We start from the raw sequence: 19,219 nt of genomic DNA on the forward strand, positions 1-19,219 counted from the left end.
GGTCAAACCGCGATTCGCCGCTTAGAGCTGCACATTTGTTTTATTTTTGCGGATGATGGCAGATGATCTTTTGTCCTTGATCGATTCATCCAAACTTCCTCACCATATTGCAGTCATTATGGATGGAAATGGGCGTTGGGCCAAACAAAATGGCCAGCCTAGGATTTTTGGTCACCGCAATGGAGTCAAAGCGGTCAGGGAAGTAACTGAAGCCTGCGCAGAAATCGGTGTTCCCTTTTTAACCTTGTACGCCTTTTCTACGGAAAACTGGAACAGACCCGAAGGAGAAGTAAGTGGCCTCATGGGTCTGCTTGTTGACACCGTCAAGAACGAATTGATGACCCTCCTGAAAAATGACATTCGGCTGAACACCATTGGGGATATTTCCAAGCTTCCGAAATCTACCTACAATGCCTTGCAGGATGCCATCCAAAAAACACAGCACAACCAAAGGATGACCCTGACACTGGCCCTGAATTACAGCGCAAGATGGGAAATCCTTGATGCCGTCAATAAATTGGTCAGCACACACGCCCATCAACCGGTCTCGGAAACAGAATTTGTACATGCAATGTCTAGCTTCGGAATTCCTGATCCGGAATTGCTTATCAGAACGAGTGGAGAAAAAAGAATGTCTAATTTTTTGCTTTGGCAATGCGCCTATACGGAGTTGTATTTTACCGAAACACTTTGGCCGGATTTTCGCAAAAAACATCTCTATGAAGCCATCCTCGATTTTCAACAGAGAGAAAGAAGGTTTGGAAAGATCTCCGAACAACTCGTATAATTCCAATTCATGCAATAGAGTTCGTTGTGATCGCCGAATGGCAATAAAATGAAGGCTTTTGGTGAGGAGCCAAGCTGCTACCAGGCTGAAGAATCAAATAGAATGACAAGCCTTCATTTTGAAGTCATTTTAGATGGTAATACAATCTCTGCTTTTCTTAAATTTCATTTTTTTGTTGTACCACAAACTGAACCTATGTGATCAAAGATTTCCTTGGTTTTAAAACGGCATTGCATGGAAATAATCCGTATTCAAGGGTTACAAACATAACAATTTGTATAGGCAACAACTGCTCAAAATAAATTACGCGGTTGGGCAGAGCAATTAAAGTAGGAGGCAAAGATATCATCAAAATATAGCTTTGCCGTCCTCTCACACCACCGTATGTACTTACGTGTACGGCGGTTTCCTTAGAGTAACTCCCGATGAAGCTTTTCATGGTTAGCGGCTAGGCTATAGTAGCCCAGTTCGGTAAACCATTTGTTGTTCATTCCAATACTGAGGGCTGGACTATTGCTCAACCGCCACCAGCTTTTGCCACTTAGGGCAGTACGCCAGCATAAGGTTTCTTCAACACCTAAGCTCCTTAACCAGCGCACGATACCAATACTGCGTTTGCATTGTTTCAATCGAAAACATTTCAGGCGTCTCCGCAACCATCCGTCTATTACTTTAAGCTTGCTTTGCATACTTGCGTATTTGAAGTAGTTAAGCCACCCTTGTAATACTACCTTGAGTTCGTGGAGTACTTGTTCTAATGAATCTCCACGATTGCGTTGCGTGATCTTCTTCAGTTTCGACTTTAACTTCACCTCGCTTTCTTTACTTAATCCAACTCTGCCTTTATTAAGTATACTATGGCCCAAAAAGTTTGTTTCATAGTATTTTCTAATTGCACTCTTGTTCCGGTTTACTTTTAGTTTCATCCTGCCTTCTATGAACTTTGTAATGCTTTTCATCACTCGTTCCGCACTTGCAGTGCTGCTTACAAATATTTGCAGGTCGTCAGCATATCTCACATAGCTTATTCCTCGCCGATTTAATTCTTGGTCTAATTCGTCGAGCACTATATTTGATAACAACGGACTTAATGGACTCCCTTGTGGTGTTCCTTTTATCCGTTGTTGCATAAGTCCGCCTTGAAGTATTCCTGTCTTTAGAAATTGGTTAATTATCCACATCACTCGCTTGTCGCTTATTCGTGTTCTAAGTAACCACATTAATCGATGATGATTTACTTCATCGAAAAACTTCTCTAAATCAATATCCACAACATGACGCTTTCCTTCTGTTACATACTTTGCTGCTTTACTCAATGCTTGATGTGCATTTCGCTTTGGGCGAAATCCGTAGCTATTCTCGCTGAAACTAGGATCGTAATACTTTTGCAATTGTTGCGCTATGGCTTGTTGTACTATTCGGTCTCGTACTGTCGGAATCCCCAATTGACGATAGCCTCCTTTGGGTTTGCGTATTTGTACGCCTCGCAATGCTTCTGCTTTGTATTTGTTATTTAGTAGTTCTTCCCGTAATGTCTGCATATTCTCTTGCAGCCATTTCCTGATTTCACCTACTTCCATTTCATCTACTCCACCTTTGCCTCCGTTGCGTATTACTCGCTTACTCGCTTCTGATAAATTTAATGGGGATGCTATCTTCTCCATTAAATCTTTCGTCTGATGTCGTTGTTCTTTGCATGCAGATAGCCATTCAGGACTTACCTTTCCGCTGCTTTCATACCATACGGGTATGTTCGCAACGAAAAGGCTATCGCTTTTATCACATTCTTTCTGTCTCGCAGATTTCATCTGGATATTCGATATTTTACTGTCCTGTAATCTTTCCAATTTTGACTTTTACTACTCTAAAAAAAAACTTCATCAACTCTTAGGATTCGGTCCTTCCCTCCTTTTCCATTACAGAAATTTCTTAGGTACTATGACCTCTGCTGACTTCTGCTGACACTCACTTTGCTATTCCATTTCGCTCGTCGTTGCCTCCGCTTGTGTTTACAGATCTCCTATGGTAAACTCATTAATCTTTCATTGTAATCCACAGAATTTACTACCGCTGTTTACGTCCAACTTTTGGGCTTCGCAGTCTAATGCCCACTCACCCACAGCGTAAGCCTTTTATTCCGTTTCTGTTCGTTGGTTCACAATTTTATCCGCTACTTCCTTCAGATTTTACCTCGCGATAAACACCCTTGCTTTGGATTAACGATTCCCGTTGGTTGGCTCGTTCGGGACTTTCACCCTATAGATTAATGGTATGCATAGCGCACATAAAAAAGGGCAGACGTCTGGCGACGCTGCCCCCCGTTTTCAATGGGTTCCTTTGACTACTCCCCTAGACAAAGAACACACGAAGGTATGTGATTTTAAATAGTTATTCCAAATTTTTTTTAATAAATTTTTAATGCGATCCGTAAAAACTAACATTAGCATTAATTGCAATATTTAAATTTATAAATTTTAATCGGTTGGTAAAAATTAGGGAAGATCCTTCCAGAAAACAATCATTCCCTTTGGCTTTCTGGTGGATCGAATCCAAGAAATTGAATCGAACAAATCCAAAAAACAAAACAATGAAAAAGGGGCCATGGCCGAGCGACCACGTCCCCTTCTTAATAACACTATGAGAACACCCTAAAGCACAAATGTAAGCTTGTTCACAGTCCTGCCCCAAATTTTTGGCATTTTTTTTTAAATATTTATTTTAATCATATCTAAATTAATGTAGATTAATCTATTATTTAATAATACAGCCTATTTTTGCCCATTTGTGGAACAACCAAGATGGCCCTCAAAACGCCAGTTTGAAAAGCCTGATTTCGAGTCTGCCGATTATTGCGATCTTTGGCCTTCCAATGAAATTACGATCTTCCATGGTTCATCCAGATCTTCATTTTAAAGTACAGGGATTGGAACATACAATTTTGAAAGATTTGTATGCGAATATGCTCTATGCCCGCATGATTGAAGAGAAGATGTTAAACTTGCTGAGGCAGGGCAGAATTTCAAAATGGTTTTCCGGGATTGGACAGGAAGCCATTGCGGTGGGTGCTACCCTCGCATTGAAGCAGGATGAATTTATTTTTCCACTTCACCGCAATCTCGGAGTGTTTACCTCCCGCAAGATGCCACTGGACCGTCTTTTTGCCCAATGGCAGGGAAAAGAAAGCGGCTATACCAAAGGAAGGGACCGGTCTTTTCACTTTGGCTGCATGGATTATCACATCGTAGGCATGATTTCCCATTTGGGTCCGCAACTCACCCTGGCCAATGGTACAGCCCTTGCGTCCAAACTTTCAGGTACCCATAAAATTTCTTTGGCATTTACGGGAGAAGGCGGTACCAGTGAAGGTGATTTTCACGAAGCGCTCAACCTTGCCTCGGTTTGGAAACTACCTGTGATCTTTTTGATCGAAAACAATGGATACGGTTTGTCAACACCTGTCCATGAGCAATATGCCTGTGCAAAATTATCAGATCGGGGTATTGGCTATGGAATGGAGGCACACACCATTGACGGGAACAATATCCTGGAAGTGTACCGCAAGATTTCGGAAATTGCCAAACGAATCAGAAAGCATCCGGCGCCAGTCCTTGTAGAATGCATGACTTTCCGCATGAGAGGTCATGAGGAAGCATCCGGAGTCAAATACGTTCCTTCAGACTTACTCAAAGAATGGAAGGCCAAGGATCCCATCCTGAATTACGAAACCTGGTTGTTGGAAAAGGGTATTCTCAAAGAGAAGGACCTCTTGCTATTAAAACAAGAATTAAAATCTCAAATCCAGGAAGAGGTCGAAAAAGTATTTGGATGGCCAGATGGTGAAGCAGATCCGAATACAGAAATGAAGGATGTCTTTATGCCTTTTGAAGATGAAGATATTCACCCTATTGAAGAATCAAAAGACCTGCGATTTATTGATGCCATCAGCGATGGTCTTGATGTAGCCATGGCCAGGCAGCCCAAATTGGTATTGATCGGGCAGGACATTGCCGAATATGGCGGGGTATTTAAAATTACGGAAGGCTTTGTTAAAAAATACGGTAAGGAGAGGGTGCGGAATACGCCTATCTGTGAATCTGCTTTGATAGGTGCCGCGCTTGGATTGAGTCTGGAAGGATACAAATCCATGGTGGAAATGCAGTTTGCCGATTTTGTGAGTTGTGGTTTTAACCAAATCGTCAACAACCTCGCAAAACTGCATTATCGCTGGGGACAAAATGCAGATGTTGTCATCAGACTTCCCTGCGGAGGTGGAACGCAAGCTGGGCCTTTCCATTCACAGACCAACGAAGCCTGGTTTGCCCATGTGCCCGGTCTTAAAATCGTTTACCCTTCCAATCCATGCGATGCAAAAGGTTTATTGCTCAATGCGTTTGAAGATCCCAATCCCGTTTTGTTTTTCGAACACAAATTGCTGTATCGCTCCGTTGAATCAAAGGTTCCGGCAGGGTTTTATAAAATTCCCTTTGGCAAGGCAAGTTTCATTCATTCTGGTGATCAATTGTGCATCATCACTTATGGATTGGGAGTGCGATGGGCGACTGAGGCCATCAGCCATTTAAATATCAATGCAGATGTAATAGATCTCAGAACACTTGTTCCTCTGGATTACGAATCCATTCGCCAATCCGTTGTGAAGACCGGAAGAGTTTGTATTCTGCACGAGGACAATTTGTTTGCAGGACTCGGAGCTGAATTGGCTGCATGGATCGCAGAACATTTATTTGAATACCTCGATGCCCCCGTAGTTCGCTGTGCTTCCATGGATACGCCCATTCCATTTTCAAAAAGATTGGAAGATCAGTACCTCGCCAAAAACAGATTGGAAGAATGCTTGTTAAAATTAATAAACTACTAAAATAAATTTGCAGATGAATCTTGAAAAAATAATGGCGGTCAGCGGACATGGTACTTTGTTCAGACTGGTGTCAGCCAGAAACAATGGATTGATTCTGGAGGATCTCAGCAACCGAAAGCAGAATTTTTATTCTTCCAGAATCCATCAGTTCTCTCCCCTTGATTCAATCGGTATTTATACATTAAGCGACAACATTCCGCTCAAAGAAGTGTATGAAAAATTTCTGGCAAGTGATGAAGTGCCTGAACACACTGCAGAACCGACGGTCATCAAGGAATTTTTTGAAAAAACGCTTCCCGAATATGATCGGTATAGGGTCCACATCAAAGACATGAAAAAGTGCCTGAAGTGGTTTTACCAACTAAAAGAAATGGGATTGCTGTACGAAGAAAATAAAAAAGAAAACGAAGAAGAGGAATAGAAATTGAAAATTCCTTTTCCTATTTTTTTTAAATCAGATCATGTATCTCCAAAAGAAAGTTGTCGTTGTTCTTCCTGCTTACAACGCAGAAAAAACCCTGGAAAAAACGCTTGCAGAAATTCCATTTGATATAGTGGATGAACTCATTCTATGCGATGATGCCAGTCGCGATGATACTGTTGCCCTCGCCAAAAAATTGGGCGTCCATCATGTGATCCGGCATACCTCAAACCAAGGATACGGCGCCAACCAAAAAACCTTGTATAAAAAAGCATTGGAACTGGAAGCAGACATTATCATCATGCTTCATCCGGATTATCAATATACCCCAAAGCTCATCCCCAGCATGGTTAATATCATTGCGCGAGATCTTTATCCGGTGGTGCTTGGATCGAGAATTCTGGGGAAAGGCGCGCTGGCCGGAGGAATGCCCGTTTATAAATATCTATTCAACCGCTTTCTCACCCTCACACAAAATATTTTAATCAGATACAAACTATCAGAATACCATACCGGTTACCGGGCTTTTGATGCCAAAGTGTTAAGAGAAATCCGATTTGAAGAAAATTCGGATGATTTTGTTTTTGACAATCAGATGCTTTCTCAGATTATTTACAAAGGTTACCACATCGCAGAAGTGACCTGCCCCACGCATTATTTTGAAGAGGCCTCGTCGATTAATTTCAGAAGGTCGATGATCTATGGATTGGGAGTGTTAAAAGTCTCCCTGTTTCATCTATTCAACAAAATGGGATGGATGCGATCGGAGATATACCGTTAAACAAAAAAAATCCCCGACCATTGTCGGGGATCGAATTCTTGGCGAATTCTCGGATAAACCACATTAATCAAACAAAATAAATATGAGCAAATTCTTTGTTCAAGGAGCGTCTTTTGATTTCCCGATGTCCTTGTTCTGCACCCTTTGTATTGTCTGGTGATCTCTCTTTGGAAGTTCTGATAGGATTTCACCATTCTGTGAAAAACTTCAATGTTTCAGAGGTAGTGCCGGGTTCTTTATTCCAGGCATTTTACTTTGAGATCATCCCAGACAGATACATCGGGTTCTTAAACAGGCAATGACATTTTTTTATTTCTTTTCATACCTCTTGGGTCAAATTATTGTTTGATGATTTTTCCGGAAAAAATGTCTTTTGACTTGGAAATAATTTGATAAAAATAGATGCCGGATGGTAATTGGCCGAGAGATAGGTCCTCTACAGGATCTGAACTGATCATTTTTTGAATCAACAAATTTCCAAACAGGTCTTGAATTTCTAAAACTGAACCCAACAAATTAAAATTCCCACTTTGAAAATACATCCGATCCGTGATCGGATTGGGATAGACCAAAAGCGACTGAAGCTCTTTTTGGGTTTTTACCGAATTTATGATCCTCTGATCCAGGGTATGGGAAGTGGTATTGGAATTCAAATAGGCTCCAAAATTGATGCTGTATTTGGATTGATTTTCCACCAGGGATCGCAATGGGGCATCCGCTTTTGGCTTTATAGAATAGGCAAAATGCAATACTGATCCCAACGAATCTACACCATGCGGTGGTAGATTTGGATTTCTAAACTCGGCCTCCAATAATTGACCCGGAAGAATCTTCCAGGAATAGAGATTGTCATGATCATATACCTGAAGGGTGGAAACATCCAAATGATCGCTGAGTTTTACTTGAACTTTAATTAGAAAAGCGGTATCCAATCGATCATTGACCACCCTGAGCGTATAATAGATTCTGTCTTCTCTAAAAATATACTTTTGTTCTCCCATTCCTTCAGGTTTCGCAGACAAGGCCAGGATCTGGTCATTTAATTCTCCACAATAAACCGAAACTTGAGGAGCCTCATCTCCCTGGCTGTAATTGTCCAAAAATCCTTTGCTGATGGTTCCGGTGCCACAACCTTCGATGGCCTTTGTGTATCGCAGCTGATAGGGATGATTGGGTAATGTATCCAACACAATCCTTATGGTTCGGCCGTTTGCAGGAAATCTGAATTCCTGAGAACCATCTTTGATAAGTTGGAGGCTTCCCCCAATACCCGGCATCACATCATCTTCTACGGTGGTCAGCGCAATGGCTTGGGACATATCGCCACTGCCCACATTCTTGATGAGAAATACCGCCTCATTTCCATCACAGGAAGCCTCAATGTCCAGTTTAGCCCCATCGTAGAAAGGATTCACCAAACAGGGAGCGTTGGGAAAAATTTCAGCGCTGGTACAAATCGATTGACCTAACTTGGAGAGATCACAGGGAGCAGAGGTTCGGATCGCAAACAGGCCTTTGGTTCCGGCCTTGATCAAGCCGAGATCAAAACGGAAAGTCTGGTCGCCAATGCTTGAAAACGGGAGGTCAGCATCCTTCAATTGGAGTTCTGGATCCAACTGAATTTCTATAAATGCATCAATCGCATCCGAAGTTCCGAGGTTTCTGTAGGCAAGGTTAAAAACAACCTCACTGCAGCGCTTCAGTCCGGGAGTAGTCAACTGAACCTCAAGCTCCGGGCAATCGGTCAAATATTTAGCAGCATGGTCCAATGGTACGATTTGGCCTGGGGAGTCGATCGTAATTTGAGCTGGTATATTGCAATATTCTCTGAATCCTGGATCAATGAAATGATAGGTATAAGTTCCTAGGGGTAAATCCAATCCAAAGCTGCCGTCTGACTGTGCAAATGCATGATATTTTTGACCGTCGGTGTGTTCGAGTTCTATTCCTGAGAAAGCGACCGGAACAACACCGGGATCAGGAAGGCAGTCTCCATCCGTGTCAGCCACCAATAATCCGGAAACGGTACCAGTAAGGCCGGAATGACAGGTTTGCAAACCCCTGGAAGGGTGGGGACTGTATAGCACTGAACTCATCCTCAGCGGAAAAACGGGAACTTCAAAATCAAAGCAGTACTCTGAATCCGGCGTGTGGATCACAAACCTGAATTCTACCAATTCATCAAAAGTTGAAAGCGTAACAGGATTAAACGGAGCCGGCATCCAGGAAAAAACGCAATTGTCCGGATTGCCGCCAATGGACGCCTGATTCAACAGAGGATTGGCAACACCTCTGACAAAATGCAAATTCTTGGTGGGAAAATTGATGGCAAACTGAACCGATTGAATTTGATCAAAATGAACTGCCTTCACCTTAAGGATAATGGTGTCCGCTTCGATTCTGGCTTCTGTGCTCAAAAAACAGCTGTCCTGTGCCAACAATGGCAATTTGAAGAGCACAAGCGTCACAAAAAAAACAAAACCTAAAATGCAGTTCCTAATCATTTAGACGAATTATAATGCAAAAATGAATCAATAAAAGACGCCAATAAAAGTCAATTATTTACATTTGTACATTGATTTTTTTAAAATAATAATATATTATTCTGGTTATCAGTATTTTAATTTTATTTTTGTATATTGCATTAAGCATTATTTTAATATGAAATGTCTTGAAATCATTCAAAATTTAGATGGGAGGACATTGGGAAGATTGCATAAATACCTCAATTCTCCATACTTGTGTTCGGATTCAAGCCTTTCTGCCACTTTGGAATCCGCAAGAATTTATTGCCAGATGAATGTAAAATCTTTGGACAAGAATCTGCTCTACCAATTGATTTTTGGCCATTCTGTTTATGATGATACCAAACTGAGGCTCCGGATGAGCCGTTTATTTGGGCATATTAAGAAATTTCTGAGCATCGAAAGAGAAAGTTCATTGGAAGATCGTCTGGTCGTGTTAAAATTGTTCAGAAAAAAATCAATGGATAAGTTCTATGCAGAATATTACCAAGAAACCAAAGAGTTTATTTTCCAGCAGAAATTGAGGAACGAACATCACTTTGAACAAGAATACCAACTTCGACTGGAACATTATGAATTCCTTGCCTCCAAAAAACGACAGGGAGAATTCAATTTGAAAGAAATTTCTGATTCACTGGAAACAAGTTATATCATAAAAAAATTGAGGCATTGCTGCAGAGTCGCCCATGTGCAATCCATTTATAAAATGGATACTCCTTTTCCTTTCATTGAAGAAATCATCCGATACATCGAGTTGGAAAAATTGCATGAAATACCTGTGCTTGGTTTTTATTATTACAATTATCTGGCGATTTTGCATCCGCTGGAAGATCACTATTTTCGGAAATGTCTAAAAATTTACAACGAACACAACGCAGGATTCGAAGAAGAAGAGAGGAGAGAGGTGTTTATCAATATTCTCAACTATTGCATCCGCAAAATCAACGAAGGTGTCGATCAGTACAACGAAACCGTCTTTGAGTTATACCTGAGGGGCCTCGAACACGGGTTTATGCTGGAGCAAAATAAACTGAGTCGTTTTACTTATCGCAATATTGCAGAAATTGGCATCAATCTGAAAGAATTTGATTGGGTCGATCAGTTTCTGGATGAATACAAACACAAACTGGACAAAGCCTGGCAATCCAGTTTTTACCAATTTGAAAAAGGAAGGGTGCTCAGTGAAAAAAGAAACTACAAAGAGGCTCTCAGTTATCTCAGTCAACTGAGCTTCACTGACCCTTTGATTGAATTAAGTGTGCGATTAGAGAGGATCCGGATTTTTTATGAGATGGGAGAAGATGAACTTTCCCAGTATCATGTGGATTCGATGGATCAATTTTTAAGGAGAAAAAATAACTTTGGATACCATTCCGAATACTACAAATGCTTTCTAAAATATACCAGAAAGCTCCTCAAAATCAATCCAAACAACCAGGAACAAGTCAAGAAACTCATCCATTCTTTAAAAGCGGAACCAAAAATCACCGGTAAAAAATGGCTTCTGGAAAAGTTTGCTTCCCTGTGATCTCCGTCGATGGCTCAGGTTAAAATTCTTATGGACCAACATATTATATATTTTATATATATTTATGTATTTGATTATAAGTTTTTTAAATTTACAAATAAAATATATAAAAATTTATTTATTTATAAGTGAATGATTTTTTAATATTGCATATCATTTTACTTCATTTTAAAACAAAAACGTATGACTAATTTAAAAGGACTTCTTTTCACACTAACACTATTTGTCACTTTTCAAATGGCTCAAGCACAAATTAACAAACCCGTTGCCGGGAACAAATTAATGGAGTTGAGTGCCAATGGTCTTTCAAATATTGGTTCTGGATTAAATTCTCAAAACGGCGGTGTAATGCTTCGTATGTTCAAAACAGATATGAAAGCCCACAGATACTCCGCTGATTTAAGAATTGATGCAGATACTTCTGATTTTACGCTAACCAGAGTGGCTCTGGGCTGGGGTGTTGAAAATCACATGGCCGGTTCATCAAGAATGTCCACTTATTGGGGTTATGATGGGGCAATAACAGCTACTGGAAATTTTGATGCCATTGGAATCAGAATTGGTTTGTTTACCGGATTTGACTATTACATCGCCGATGGCTTGTACTTAGGTTCTGAACTGGCTTACCGCTTAGGTATAGAAAGTTTTGATCCTTTTACATTGGCGATAGGCCCCGCAGCTCTTAGCGCCTCCTTAAAAATGGGCTACAGATTCTAAATTAAAGCGATTAAAAAAGTAAAAAAGCCTGCAGTGAACTGTGGGCTTTTTTTATGCTCTCAATTTGAGGTTGATACAAAAAAAACAAAAGCCGATTGAATCCAACCGGCCTTTGACCAATATTTTAAATTCATTCGACTCTAATATAAGCCGAATTCTTTAAGACAATCAGAATCTGTATCCAATCATAAATTTACCCACAAGATCAATATTTAAAATTGGAAAGTCAGCCAAATCAACCGATGCGTCTTCTGAGGAAATTTCATTGATAAATGCACGACCCACTCCAAAGCCCAATTCAATCACAAAATTTTTCCTGTTTACCCATTTGTAGCCCAATCCAAATCCCATTGCAAGCCGTGTGCTGTTAATGTCTGGCTCATTGGATGCAGTAATTTTACCCGTAATAAACTTACCATATAAATCAACATAGAATTTATTGATGCCTTTGCTTGGATTAAAATAATACTTTCCTTCAACAATGGTTCCAAATCTCGAAGAACTCCATTTTTCCCCTTCAAAATCATAGCTGTCAAAATCTACAATTAATCTTGGTTCAATACCAAAATGTTCATTGATTCCAAATTCGACGCCTAGATCCACATTGCTAAAAATCAAACCAATCGGATTGACCTTGACCTCAATCTGTGAATATCCCAACTGACAAGCTGCAGCAATAACAAATACCAAAAGAAATTTTTTCATAATTAATCAATTAAGTTAAAGAATGCCACAAAGCTATAAACAAATCTTAAAAGTGAAACAAAAATTAAATCACAATAATGCACTGAACATTACTAAATTGCCTCATTCATTTCTTAGCGACCGCCCTTCTTTATATAATCAACAACGACCAGACGGATGTCTCTTCTAAGGTCGTTGGATTGATCGGAATCCGGCTCTTCCACTGAAATAATTTCTTTGTGATAAGGTGTTAAAAACTCAAGTCCCTGCTCCAGACCTTTGATCAGGTATTCTGTGACACAGACCGTGTAGATCTTCTCAGGATCCAGGTATTTTTCTTCCAATAGCCAGTCTCCTTTCTGATTTCTTTCGACCCGGTCCCATTGCAAAAAACCACCTCTACCTACATTGGACCATCCAGCATTCAAGATTTGAATCAGTAATTTTCCTTTCAATTTGACTTTGACCACAGATCCTCCATAAGGGAGAGATCTCAATACGTCGTATTGAGAAAGTTTGCTTTTCAATTCATCATCCACCCTCACACTGCCTGAATTCATCATCGAAAAATCAATGTCTTCGGAGGTCCTGCTCATTGCTCTGCAAATCATCTGACAAAACGGAGCCGGTTTGTTTCGTATGGTTTGTTCTCTTGCATCCAATGGAGTCAACATTGTCATCAGTACTTCGTCCGGATCAAATCCCATTTCTCTCATAACCTTTTTTTCCTTTGCCTTCCACTGATTGACCAACAGGTTCAATTCTGGATCCAATGGAATGCTCTGGTCCAAAAACACCAATTCGGATTGAAGATCCAATTTCCTGGTTTTTGCATTGAAAGAAAAGCGGTGCACATAAGCCGATCGCGCATTGGCATCTGCCTTGGTAATCACTACCCTTCCGACCTGATGTCTCATGTGATCGTGGTCATGTCCCCCCATGATAAGATGTATTTCCGGAAATTTTTCTGCAAGTATCTTGTCTTCAAATAAATTCAAATGACTTAACAAAAGGAGGGCATCCACACTATCTTTTATTCGATTGATTTCAAGCTGGGTGGAAAGTATATAGTCTGAATAATAGACCCATGGCGCTTTGTTTGAGTTGATACACGGAGAGATGATACCCACTTTGAATTCCTGTTTGTCCTGTCCGATGTACTTTAAAATCTTATAGGTAGGGAGGTTTGTTTTTATTCCCGCAAGCTCTTTGAAAAATGGCGCAAGACCGTTGGAAGTTTGTCTCTGCACATTGCTGGAAATCCAATCAAATGAAGATTCGTTGATCCGCTTTTGCAAGGAGGCTTCGTCGTAGTCAAATTCGTGGTTGCCAAAACATGCCAAATCAAGACCAAGGGCATTGAGTGCTTCGATCATTTGTTTTCCTCTCACCCGTTCTCCATCGATTTTTAAAGTACCAATCAGCGAAGGACTGATAAAGTCACCGGCAAGTACTGTCAAAGTATTTGGATTTTCTGCCAGGAGCTTTTTTCTCAAGCTGGCTATTCTTGCAGCACCACCGTATTTTCCTTCATCCATTGGTGCAATTTCATAGAAATCATTGATCTGCAAAATAGTTAACTTAAGCTCATTTGTCCTCGTTTGATGCTTTCCATCTGAGAGGCGAGAGATTGAGCCGCACTTAAATAGAAAGAGGGAAACAAAAACAAGCAAATATATTTTTCTCATGTTCATTTCATTTTAACGAAGTACAAAACTACCATTTTCAATGGCTCAATTCCGTTTTCAGGTATTGTCCGGTATATGATTTTTCATTCCTGGCGATACTTTCCGGAGTGCCGTAAGCCACAATTTCGCCTCCCTTTTTGCCACCTTCCGGGCCAATGTCCAGAATGACATCCGCAACTTTTATAATGTCAATATTATGCTCGATCACCATCACCGTATTTCCGCGATCCACCAACTTTTGAAGCACCAATAGCAAATGGGTAATGTCTTCAAAATGCAATCCTGTGGTAGGCTCATCCAGAATATACAAGGTTTTGCCTGTATCTCTTTTGGACAACTCTTCAGACAATTTAACCCTTTGTGCTTCACCTCCGGACAAGGTAGTGGCTTGCTGACCGAGGGTAATGTATCCCAAGCCGACATCCAGAAGAGTTTTCATCTTTCTATAAATGGCCGGAATGTGTTCAAAAAATTCGGTGGCTTCCTCCACGGTCATATTCAAAACATCACCAATGGACTTTCCCTTATAGAGTACCTCAAGGGTTTCTCTGTTGTACCTCATTCCCCTGCAGGACTCGCACAGGATTTGGACATCGGGTAGAAAATTCATTTCTATGATCCTCATTCCTCCTCCTTCACAGGTTTCGCAGCGCCCACCTGGTACATTAAAAGAAAATCTTCCTGGCTTATAGCCTCTGATTTTAGAATCGGGATGATGGGCAAATAAATTTCTTATCTCTGTAAAAACACCTGTGTAAGTTGCGGGGTTGGATCTTGGGGTGCGGCCAATGGGGGTTTGGTCCACTTCCACCACCTTATCAATGTACTCCAATCCTTCCAGACGATCGTGCTCCAGCGGTTTTTGAAGACTGTTGTAGAAATGTTCCCGCAAAATCGGATAGATGGTTTCGTTGATCAAACTGGATTTACCACTTCCTGAGACACCCGTGACACAAATAAAAGTGCCGAGTGGAAATTTTATGGAGAGGTTTTTCAAATTGTTTCCTCTAGCACCGAATATACTCAGGAATTGACCATTTCCTTTTCGCCGCTTTTTGGGAATTTCGATTTTCAATCTTCCAGCTAAATAGGAAGCTGTGTTGGAGGCCTTGTTCTTTATAAATTCTGAGGGTATTCCGCTGGCCACCACTTCTCCTCCATGCTTGCCGGCTCCGGGTCCCAGATCAATGATGTAGTCGGATTCCATCATAATGTCTTTGTCGTGCTCCACCACAAGGACTGTATTGCCAATCACGGTCAATTCGCGAAGAGATTTGATCAGACGCTGGTTGTCTCTTTGATGGAGTCCAATGGAGGGTTCATCCAAAATGTAGGTGATCCCTGTCAACTGAGATCCAATCTGAGTCGCAAGTCTGGTCCGCTGCGATTCTCCACCTGAAAGTGTCATGGTGGGTCTGTCGAGGGTCAAATAATCCAATCCTACATACAACAAGAAGTTTAGCCTGATTCTAATTTCTTTGATGATGTCCTTTGCGATTAGATTTTGTCGGTCGGATAATCTGGATTCCAGGCCTTCCATCCATTCATGTAGTTCTGAGATATCCAATTGTGAAAGCTGGGCGATATTTTTCTCATCAATTTTGAAAAAAAGCGATTCCTTTTTTAAGCGGGTACCCATGCAGACCGGACAAGCTTGTATGGTCATAAAATCTTCTGCAAACCTTCTGATTTTCTCTGATGTGCTGTCCCGATACCATCTTTTGAGCATATTGCAAAGACCTTCATTGGCCAGATGAAGTTCACTGTCATACCAAACTGTATTCGGAGGTGTCGGATAGCTGGAATCCCCGCCAAACAAAATGGTTTCAAGCGCTTTTTTTGGTATTTTGTTCACAGGGGTTGAAAAATTGAATTTATACCGCTCACAAATCTGTCGGAGTTGCTTAAAAGTCAAGGTATCCCTGACTTCTCCAAGTGGTACGATTCCAAGTTCTTCGATGGATTTTTTATCGTCGGGAATAATTTGCTTGAGATCTGCTTCGTGCACTGTTCCTATTCCTTTGCATTCAGGACAAGAACCGTAGGGTGAGTTAAACGAAAAAGTATTGGGAGAAGGCTCATCATAAGACAATCCACTTATTGGATCCATCAATTTTTTACTAAATGGGTACAAAATACCATTTTGCTCGTCTTCAATAAATACGACCTCATGACCAAGCCGCAATGCGGTCTGAATGCTAAACACCAATCTTTCTTCCCTTTCAGGAAGTACTTTAATCCGATCAATCAGAAGTTCAATATCGTGAATCTTAAAGCGATCTACCTGCATATTGGGAACCAGATCTAATATCTGCCCGTCCACCCTGACTTTGTTGAATCCTTGTTTTCGCACCTGATCGAATAACTCTCTGTAGTGTCCTTTCCGTGAACGGATCAATGGTGCATAGATCGCAATTTGCTGGCCGCTGAATTTTTCAAAAATGGTGGCAATGATCTGTTCTTCCGAATATCGGATCATTTTTTCTCCGGTGGAATGAGAATAAGCATCACCCGCTCTGGCATATAATAATCTAAATAAATCATAAATCTCGGTCGTGGTCCCCACCGTAGATCTTGGATTCCAACCTGTGGTCTTCTGCTCAATGGAAATGACAGGACTAAGACCGTCTATTTTTTCAACGTCCGGTCTTTCGATGGAGCCAATAAATTGTCTTGCGTAGTTGGAAAAGGTCTCCATATACCTGCGCTGTCCTTCTGAATAAATGGTATCAAAAGCAAGGGATGATTTTCCACTACCAGACAATCCTGTGATCACCACAAGTTTGTTTCTTGGAATTGCGACTGATATTTCCTTAAGATTGTGTTCCTTGGCTTTATATACTTCAATATATTCTGCCTCTGCGCCAAATACTTTTTCCATCTGCGGGGCAAAATTACAAGGATTATCCGGTCTCCAAAAGACAAGTTTCATTATAATTTTATGAATCAATCACTTGAATGGATCTATTTTTGCGATTGAATGATCCATTTAAACAGAATTGAAGAAGTAAATCCTGCATTGGAAATTATAATTGTCAATGGCTTTACGGTTTTTGGAGCTTTTGGAATCGCCATTCAAGGGCAAGAAATTTTGGGAAGTTGGCTTGGAACCAATCCAAATCTGTGGGAACATTGGAAGAACTCCGGCCAATTACCTTTAAAATTTGCTTCAAATCATTCTGTTTTTCAAAAAGCGGTTCATTGGATAGAAGGTCATGATGATGTTGAAATCCATTGCAATGTCATAGGCACTGATTTTCAATACAGTGTTTGGGAAGCATTGTGCCAAATTCCTTTTGGTCAAACCCGCCATTACCTTCAATTGTCTCAAAAACTTAATATTCCCCATGGAGCCAGAGCGGTAGGCACTGCTTGTGGCGCAAATCAACACGCTTTGTTAATTCCTTGTCATAGGGTCGTGCATAAATCTGGAGAAAGCGGTCACTATCGCTGGGGAGATTCTCTTAAATCAGAAATTCTGAATCGTGAAAAAATAATTGCACATCCCCATCAATTGTTGTTTTGATGAAAAAAGTGAAAATTAAAGATTTAGAATTTTCTCTTTTATATACACACGATGCCATACAAGAACGCGTATTGCATTTGGCCAAACAAATCGATCAATGGTACCTGGAGAAAAATTGGGTTCCAGAATGTCTCGTCATCATGGATGGCGCCTTTCTGTTTGCCGCTGATCTATGCAGAAATTTAAATTCTGACTTTACAATACAATTCATAAAAATTAAATCATACGCTGGAGTCTTACCAAATGAAATTAAAATGGATACAGCCTTCGACTTTCACTCATTAAAAAACAAAGCTGTCCTCATCCTGGAAGATATTTTAGACACAGGAAATACCATGTTTGAACTTATCAAAATCTTAAAAGAACTACCTGTCCTGGATTTGAAAATATGCAGTTTTCTGGTAAAGCCTGAAGTTTTGCGCAAGGATGTAAAACCTGACTGGATTGGGTATGAAATAAATCCTTTGTTTGTAGTCGGATATGGTATGGATTATGACGGAAACGGAAGGGGTTTGTCAGATATATATCAGTTGGTGCAAGCTTCACCAGATGGCCATGTCAAATAATTTTCTATTTTCTTTGGTGATGGGATGCTGCGTTCCCAAAATGTGAAACAATGCAATACCCATTTTCCTTGCAATTCCGTCTCCAAATAAAACATCCTGATGAATGGAAGAAATAATTTCTTCTATTGCATCCTGAATTTTAGTTTCAAATAAATAGTTTCTTGCCAAATACAATTTTTGAGCAATCGGATGACCTGCTTTCCAATCAGCCTCCACAAATGTTTTAATCACATTGAGGTCCGCGTGCAGTTCTTGAATCTCCTTATCCTCAGTGACTTGTTGGATTCTTTCGATGGCTTGATCGGGATTAAAAAAAACTTCATGTTTGACCAATGCCAAAATTGCCTTCTGATGCCCGGGATGAGCGTCAACAAACAAATACAGGCGTTTTAAAAAATCCCGATCCGGAATGTCCCTTTGGTCCTCTAACAGCTCATTGAAATCATCCGGTGCTGCATCGGCTTCTTCCACAATTAATTTAGAAAGATGGGTATCCAACCATTTTCGGATGGTGGATTTACTCTGCGCGCCTGAAAATTCATCTATGATTTTACCTTCAAAAACCAATTTACAATTTGGGATGCTTTGGATTTTAAAATAAGCAGCTATTTCCTGAAATTCCTCTGTGTCAATTTTGACCAGTTTCCACTTTCCCTGATCATCCGCTTCCAATCCTTCCAATATGGGTCCAAGCACCTTGCATGGTCCACACCAATCGGCCCAAAAATCGATCAATACCGGCTTGACAAAACTCTGATCGACTACGTCTCTCTTAAAATCAAATGTCTGGGGTTCCATTCATTTTTGTTTGTAATGACAGGAACCAAAACAGCATAGTTATGAATTCGTTCATTGAATTTAAATTGAAACAAACTAAGGTGAATATGAAACTGAAGAAATCTAAGCCACCGTTTCAGGAAAAACTCACGACGGTTCATAAATATTCTGGGAATTTCCAATCAGATTTCATTCTGAAGGATGTGCAGATGCGTTGAGGTTGATATCTTTTATATTCTCGGGATCTGAATCTCTGGTTTGAGAATGAAAGCTTTTCATGTTGGTTCGATTTAAAATTAAAACCATGTGCTAATGATTAAGTTTGAGCAGATTGAATAAATTA

14 protein-coding genes are annotated in these 19,219 nt (G+C 40.5%); 8 read left to right on the top strand and 6 right to left on the bottom strand.

The window, feature by feature from the left end; all coding sequences use genetic code 11:
* Window positions 1-55 precede the first annotated feature (55 nt).
* A complete protein-coding gene (locus tag IPM48_03225) occupies window positions 56-787 on the top strand; it encodes an isoprenyl transferase (protein ID MBK9270586.1) in 732 nt (243 codons plus the stop codon).
* A 410-nt stretch (window positions 788-1,197) separates the two neighbouring features.
* Here the strand turns inward: IPM48_03225 and ltrA are convergent, their stop codons facing one another.
* The gene (gene ltrA / locus IPM48_03230; protein ID MBK9270587.1) at window positions 1,198-2,595 is read right to left on the bottom strand and encodes a group II intron reverse transcriptase/maturase; all 1,398 of its coding nucleotides are present in this window, start codon (window positions 2,593-2,595) and stop codon (window positions 1,198-1,200) included.
* Between the two features lie 1,079 nt (window positions 2,596-3,674).
* Here ltrA and IPM48_03235 point away from each other — a divergent pair.
* From IPM48_03235 to IPM48_03245, 3 genes are read left to right on the top strand one after another with little or no spacing between them, the layout of a single operon-like run.
* Window positions 3,675-5,663 carry a dehydrogenase E1 component subunit alpha/beta gene (locus IPM48_03235; protein MBK9270588.1) on the top strand — a complete coding sequence of 663 codons (1,989 nt, stop codon included), beginning with the start codon at window positions 3,675-3,677 and terminating at the stop codon, window positions 5,661-5,663.
* A 13-nt stretch (window positions 5,664-5,676) separates the two neighbouring features.
* Window positions 5,677-6,084 carry a DUF5606 domain-containing protein gene (locus tag IPM48_03240; protein MBK9270589.1) on the top strand — a complete coding sequence of 136 codons (408 nt, stop codon included), beginning with the start codon at window positions 5,677-5,679 and terminating at the stop codon, window positions 6,082-6,084.
* A gap of 40 nt (window positions 6,085-6,124) precedes the next feature.
* Entirely contained in the window at window positions 6,125-6,865 is a 741-nt protein-coding gene (locus tag IPM48_03245; protein ID MBK9270590.1) for a glycosyltransferase family 2 protein, read from the top strand.
* A gap of 338 nt (window positions 6,866-7,203) precedes the next feature.
* Here the strand turns inward: IPM48_03245 and IPM48_03250 are convergent, their stop codons facing one another.
* On the bottom strand, window positions 7,204-9,369 hold the full coding sequence (locus tag IPM48_03250; GenBank protein MBK9270591.1) for a T9SS type A sorting domain-containing protein: 2,166 nt from the start codon (window positions 9,367-9,369) through the stop codon (window positions 7,204-7,206).
* Window positions 9,370-9,526: 157 nt separating this feature from the next.
* Between IPM48_03250 and IPM48_03255 the strand changes: the two genes are divergently transcribed.
* On the top strand, window positions 9,527-10,918 hold the full coding sequence (locus IPM48_03255) for a hypothetical protein (protein ID MBK9270592.1): 1,392 nt from the start codon (window positions 9,527-9,529) through the stop codon (window positions 10,916-10,918).
* Between the two features lie 183 nt (window positions 10,919-11,101).
* Window positions 11,102-11,635: a hypothetical protein gene (locus IPM48_03260; protein MBK9270593.1), complete on the top strand. Its 534-nt coding sequence runs from the start codon at window positions 11,102-11,104 to the stop codon at window positions 11,633-11,635.
* Between the two features lie 168 nt (window positions 11,636-11,803).
* On the opposite strand, the gene IPM48_03265 is transcribed toward IPM48_03260, so the two are convergent.
* The 3 genes from IPM48_03265 to uvrA all read right to left on the bottom strand — a co-directional run bounded on the left by IPM48_03265 (window position 11,804) and on the right by uvrA (window position 16,888).
* Complete coding sequence (locus IPM48_03265; GenBank protein ID MBK9270594.1) at window positions 11,804-12,340, bottom strand: DUF3575 domain-containing protein; 537 nt, start codon at window positions 12,338-12,340, stop codon at window positions 11,804-11,806.
* 113 nt (window positions 12,341-12,453) lie between these two features.
* Window positions 12,454-14,007, bottom strand: coding sequence for a bifunctional metallophosphatase/5'-nucleotidase (locus tag IPM48_03270; protein MBK9270595.1), 1,554 nt, complete (start codon window positions 14,005-14,007; stop codon window positions 12,454-12,456).
* Between the two features lie 37 nt (window positions 14,008-14,044).
* Window positions 14,045-16,888: an excinuclease ABC subunit UvrA gene (gene uvrA, locus IPM48_03275; GenBank protein ID MBK9270596.1), complete on the bottom strand. Its 2,844-nt coding sequence runs from the start codon at window positions 16,886-16,888 to the stop codon at window positions 14,045-14,047.
* A 99-nt stretch (window positions 16,889-16,987) separates the two neighbouring features.
* Between uvrA and IPM48_03280 the strand changes: the two genes are divergently transcribed.
* Complete coding sequence (locus tag IPM48_03280; GenBank protein ID MBK9270597.1) at window positions 16,988-17,533, top strand: methylated-DNA--[protein]-cysteine S-methyltransferase; 546 nt, start codon at window positions 16,988-16,990, stop codon at window positions 17,531-17,533.
* Window positions 17,533-18,099: a hypoxanthine phosphoribosyltransferase gene (locus IPM48_03285; protein ID MBK9270598.1), complete on the top strand. Its 567-nt coding sequence runs from the start codon at window positions 17,533-17,535 to the stop codon at window positions 18,097-18,099. The genes IPM48_03280 and IPM48_03285 overlap by 1 nt, the downstream gene beginning before the upstream one ends.
* Here IPM48_03285 and IPM48_03290 read toward each other — a convergent pair.
* Window positions 18,076-18,897: a tetratricopeptide repeat protein gene (locus IPM48_03290; protein MBK9270599.1), complete on the bottom strand. Its 822-nt coding sequence runs from the start codon at window positions 18,895-18,897 to the stop codon at window positions 18,076-18,078. The genes IPM48_03285 and IPM48_03290 overlap by 24 nt on opposite strands.
* Between the last annotated feature and the right edge of the window lie 322 nt (window positions 18,898-19,219).

The organism is Saprospiraceae bacterium (genome assembly GCA_016715965.1).
Classification (GTDB): Bacteria; Bacteroidota; Bacteroidia; order Chitinophagales; family Saprospiraceae; genus Vicinibacter.

Coding starts and splice junctions, on each gene's coding strand:
- uvrA (MBK9270596.1), bottom strand. CDS start 16,888: ATGGAAAAAGTATTTGGCGCAGAGGCAGAATATATTGAAGTATATAAA.
- IPM48_03245 (MBK9270590.1), top strand. CDS start 6,125: ATGTATCTCCAAAAGAAAGTTGTCGTTGTTCTTCCTGCTTACAACGCA.
- IPM48_03240 (MBK9270589.1), top strand. CDS start 5,677: ATGAATCTTGAAAAAATAATGGCGGTCAGCGGACATGGTACTTTGTTC.
- IPM48_03290 (MBK9270599.1), bottom strand. CDS start 18,897: ATGGAACCCCAGACATTTGATTTTAAGAGAGACGTAGTCGATCAGAGT.
- IPM48_03225 (MBK9270586.1), top strand. CDS start 56: ATGGCAGATGATCTTTTGTCCTTGATCGATTCATCCAAACTTCCTCAC.
- IPM48_03280 (MBK9270597.1), top strand. CDS start 16,988: ATGATCCATTTAAACAGAATTGAAGAAGTAAATCCTGCATTGGAAATT.
- IPM48_03260 (MBK9270593.1), top strand. CDS start 11,102: ATGACTAATTTAAAAGGACTTCTTTTCACACTAACACTATTTGTCACT.
- IPM48_03250 (MBK9270591.1), bottom strand. CDS start 9,369: ATGATTAGGAACTGCATTTTAGGTTTTGTTTTTTTTGTGACGCTTGTG.
- IPM48_03285 (MBK9270598.1), top strand. CDS start 17,533: ATGAAAAAAGTGAAAATTAAAGATTTAGAATTTTCTCTTTTATATACA.
- IPM48_03270 (MBK9270595.1), bottom strand. CDS start 14,007: ATGAGAAAAATATATTTGCTTGTTTTTGTTTCCCTCTTTCTATTTAAG.
- IPM48_03235 (MBK9270588.1), top strand. CDS start 3,675: ATGGTTCATCCAGATCTTCATTTTAAAGTACAGGGATTGGAACATACA.
- IPM48_03265 (MBK9270594.1), bottom strand. CDS start 12,340: ATGAAAAAATTTCTTTTGGTATTTGTTATTGCTGCAGCTTGTCAGTTG.
- IPM48_03255 (MBK9270592.1), top strand. CDS start 9,527: ATGAAATGTCTTGAAATCATTCAAAATTTAGATGGGAGGACATTGGGA.
- ltrA (MBK9270587.1), bottom strand. CDS start 2,595: ATGAAATCTGCGAGACAGAAAGAATGTGATAAAAGCGATAGCCTTTTC.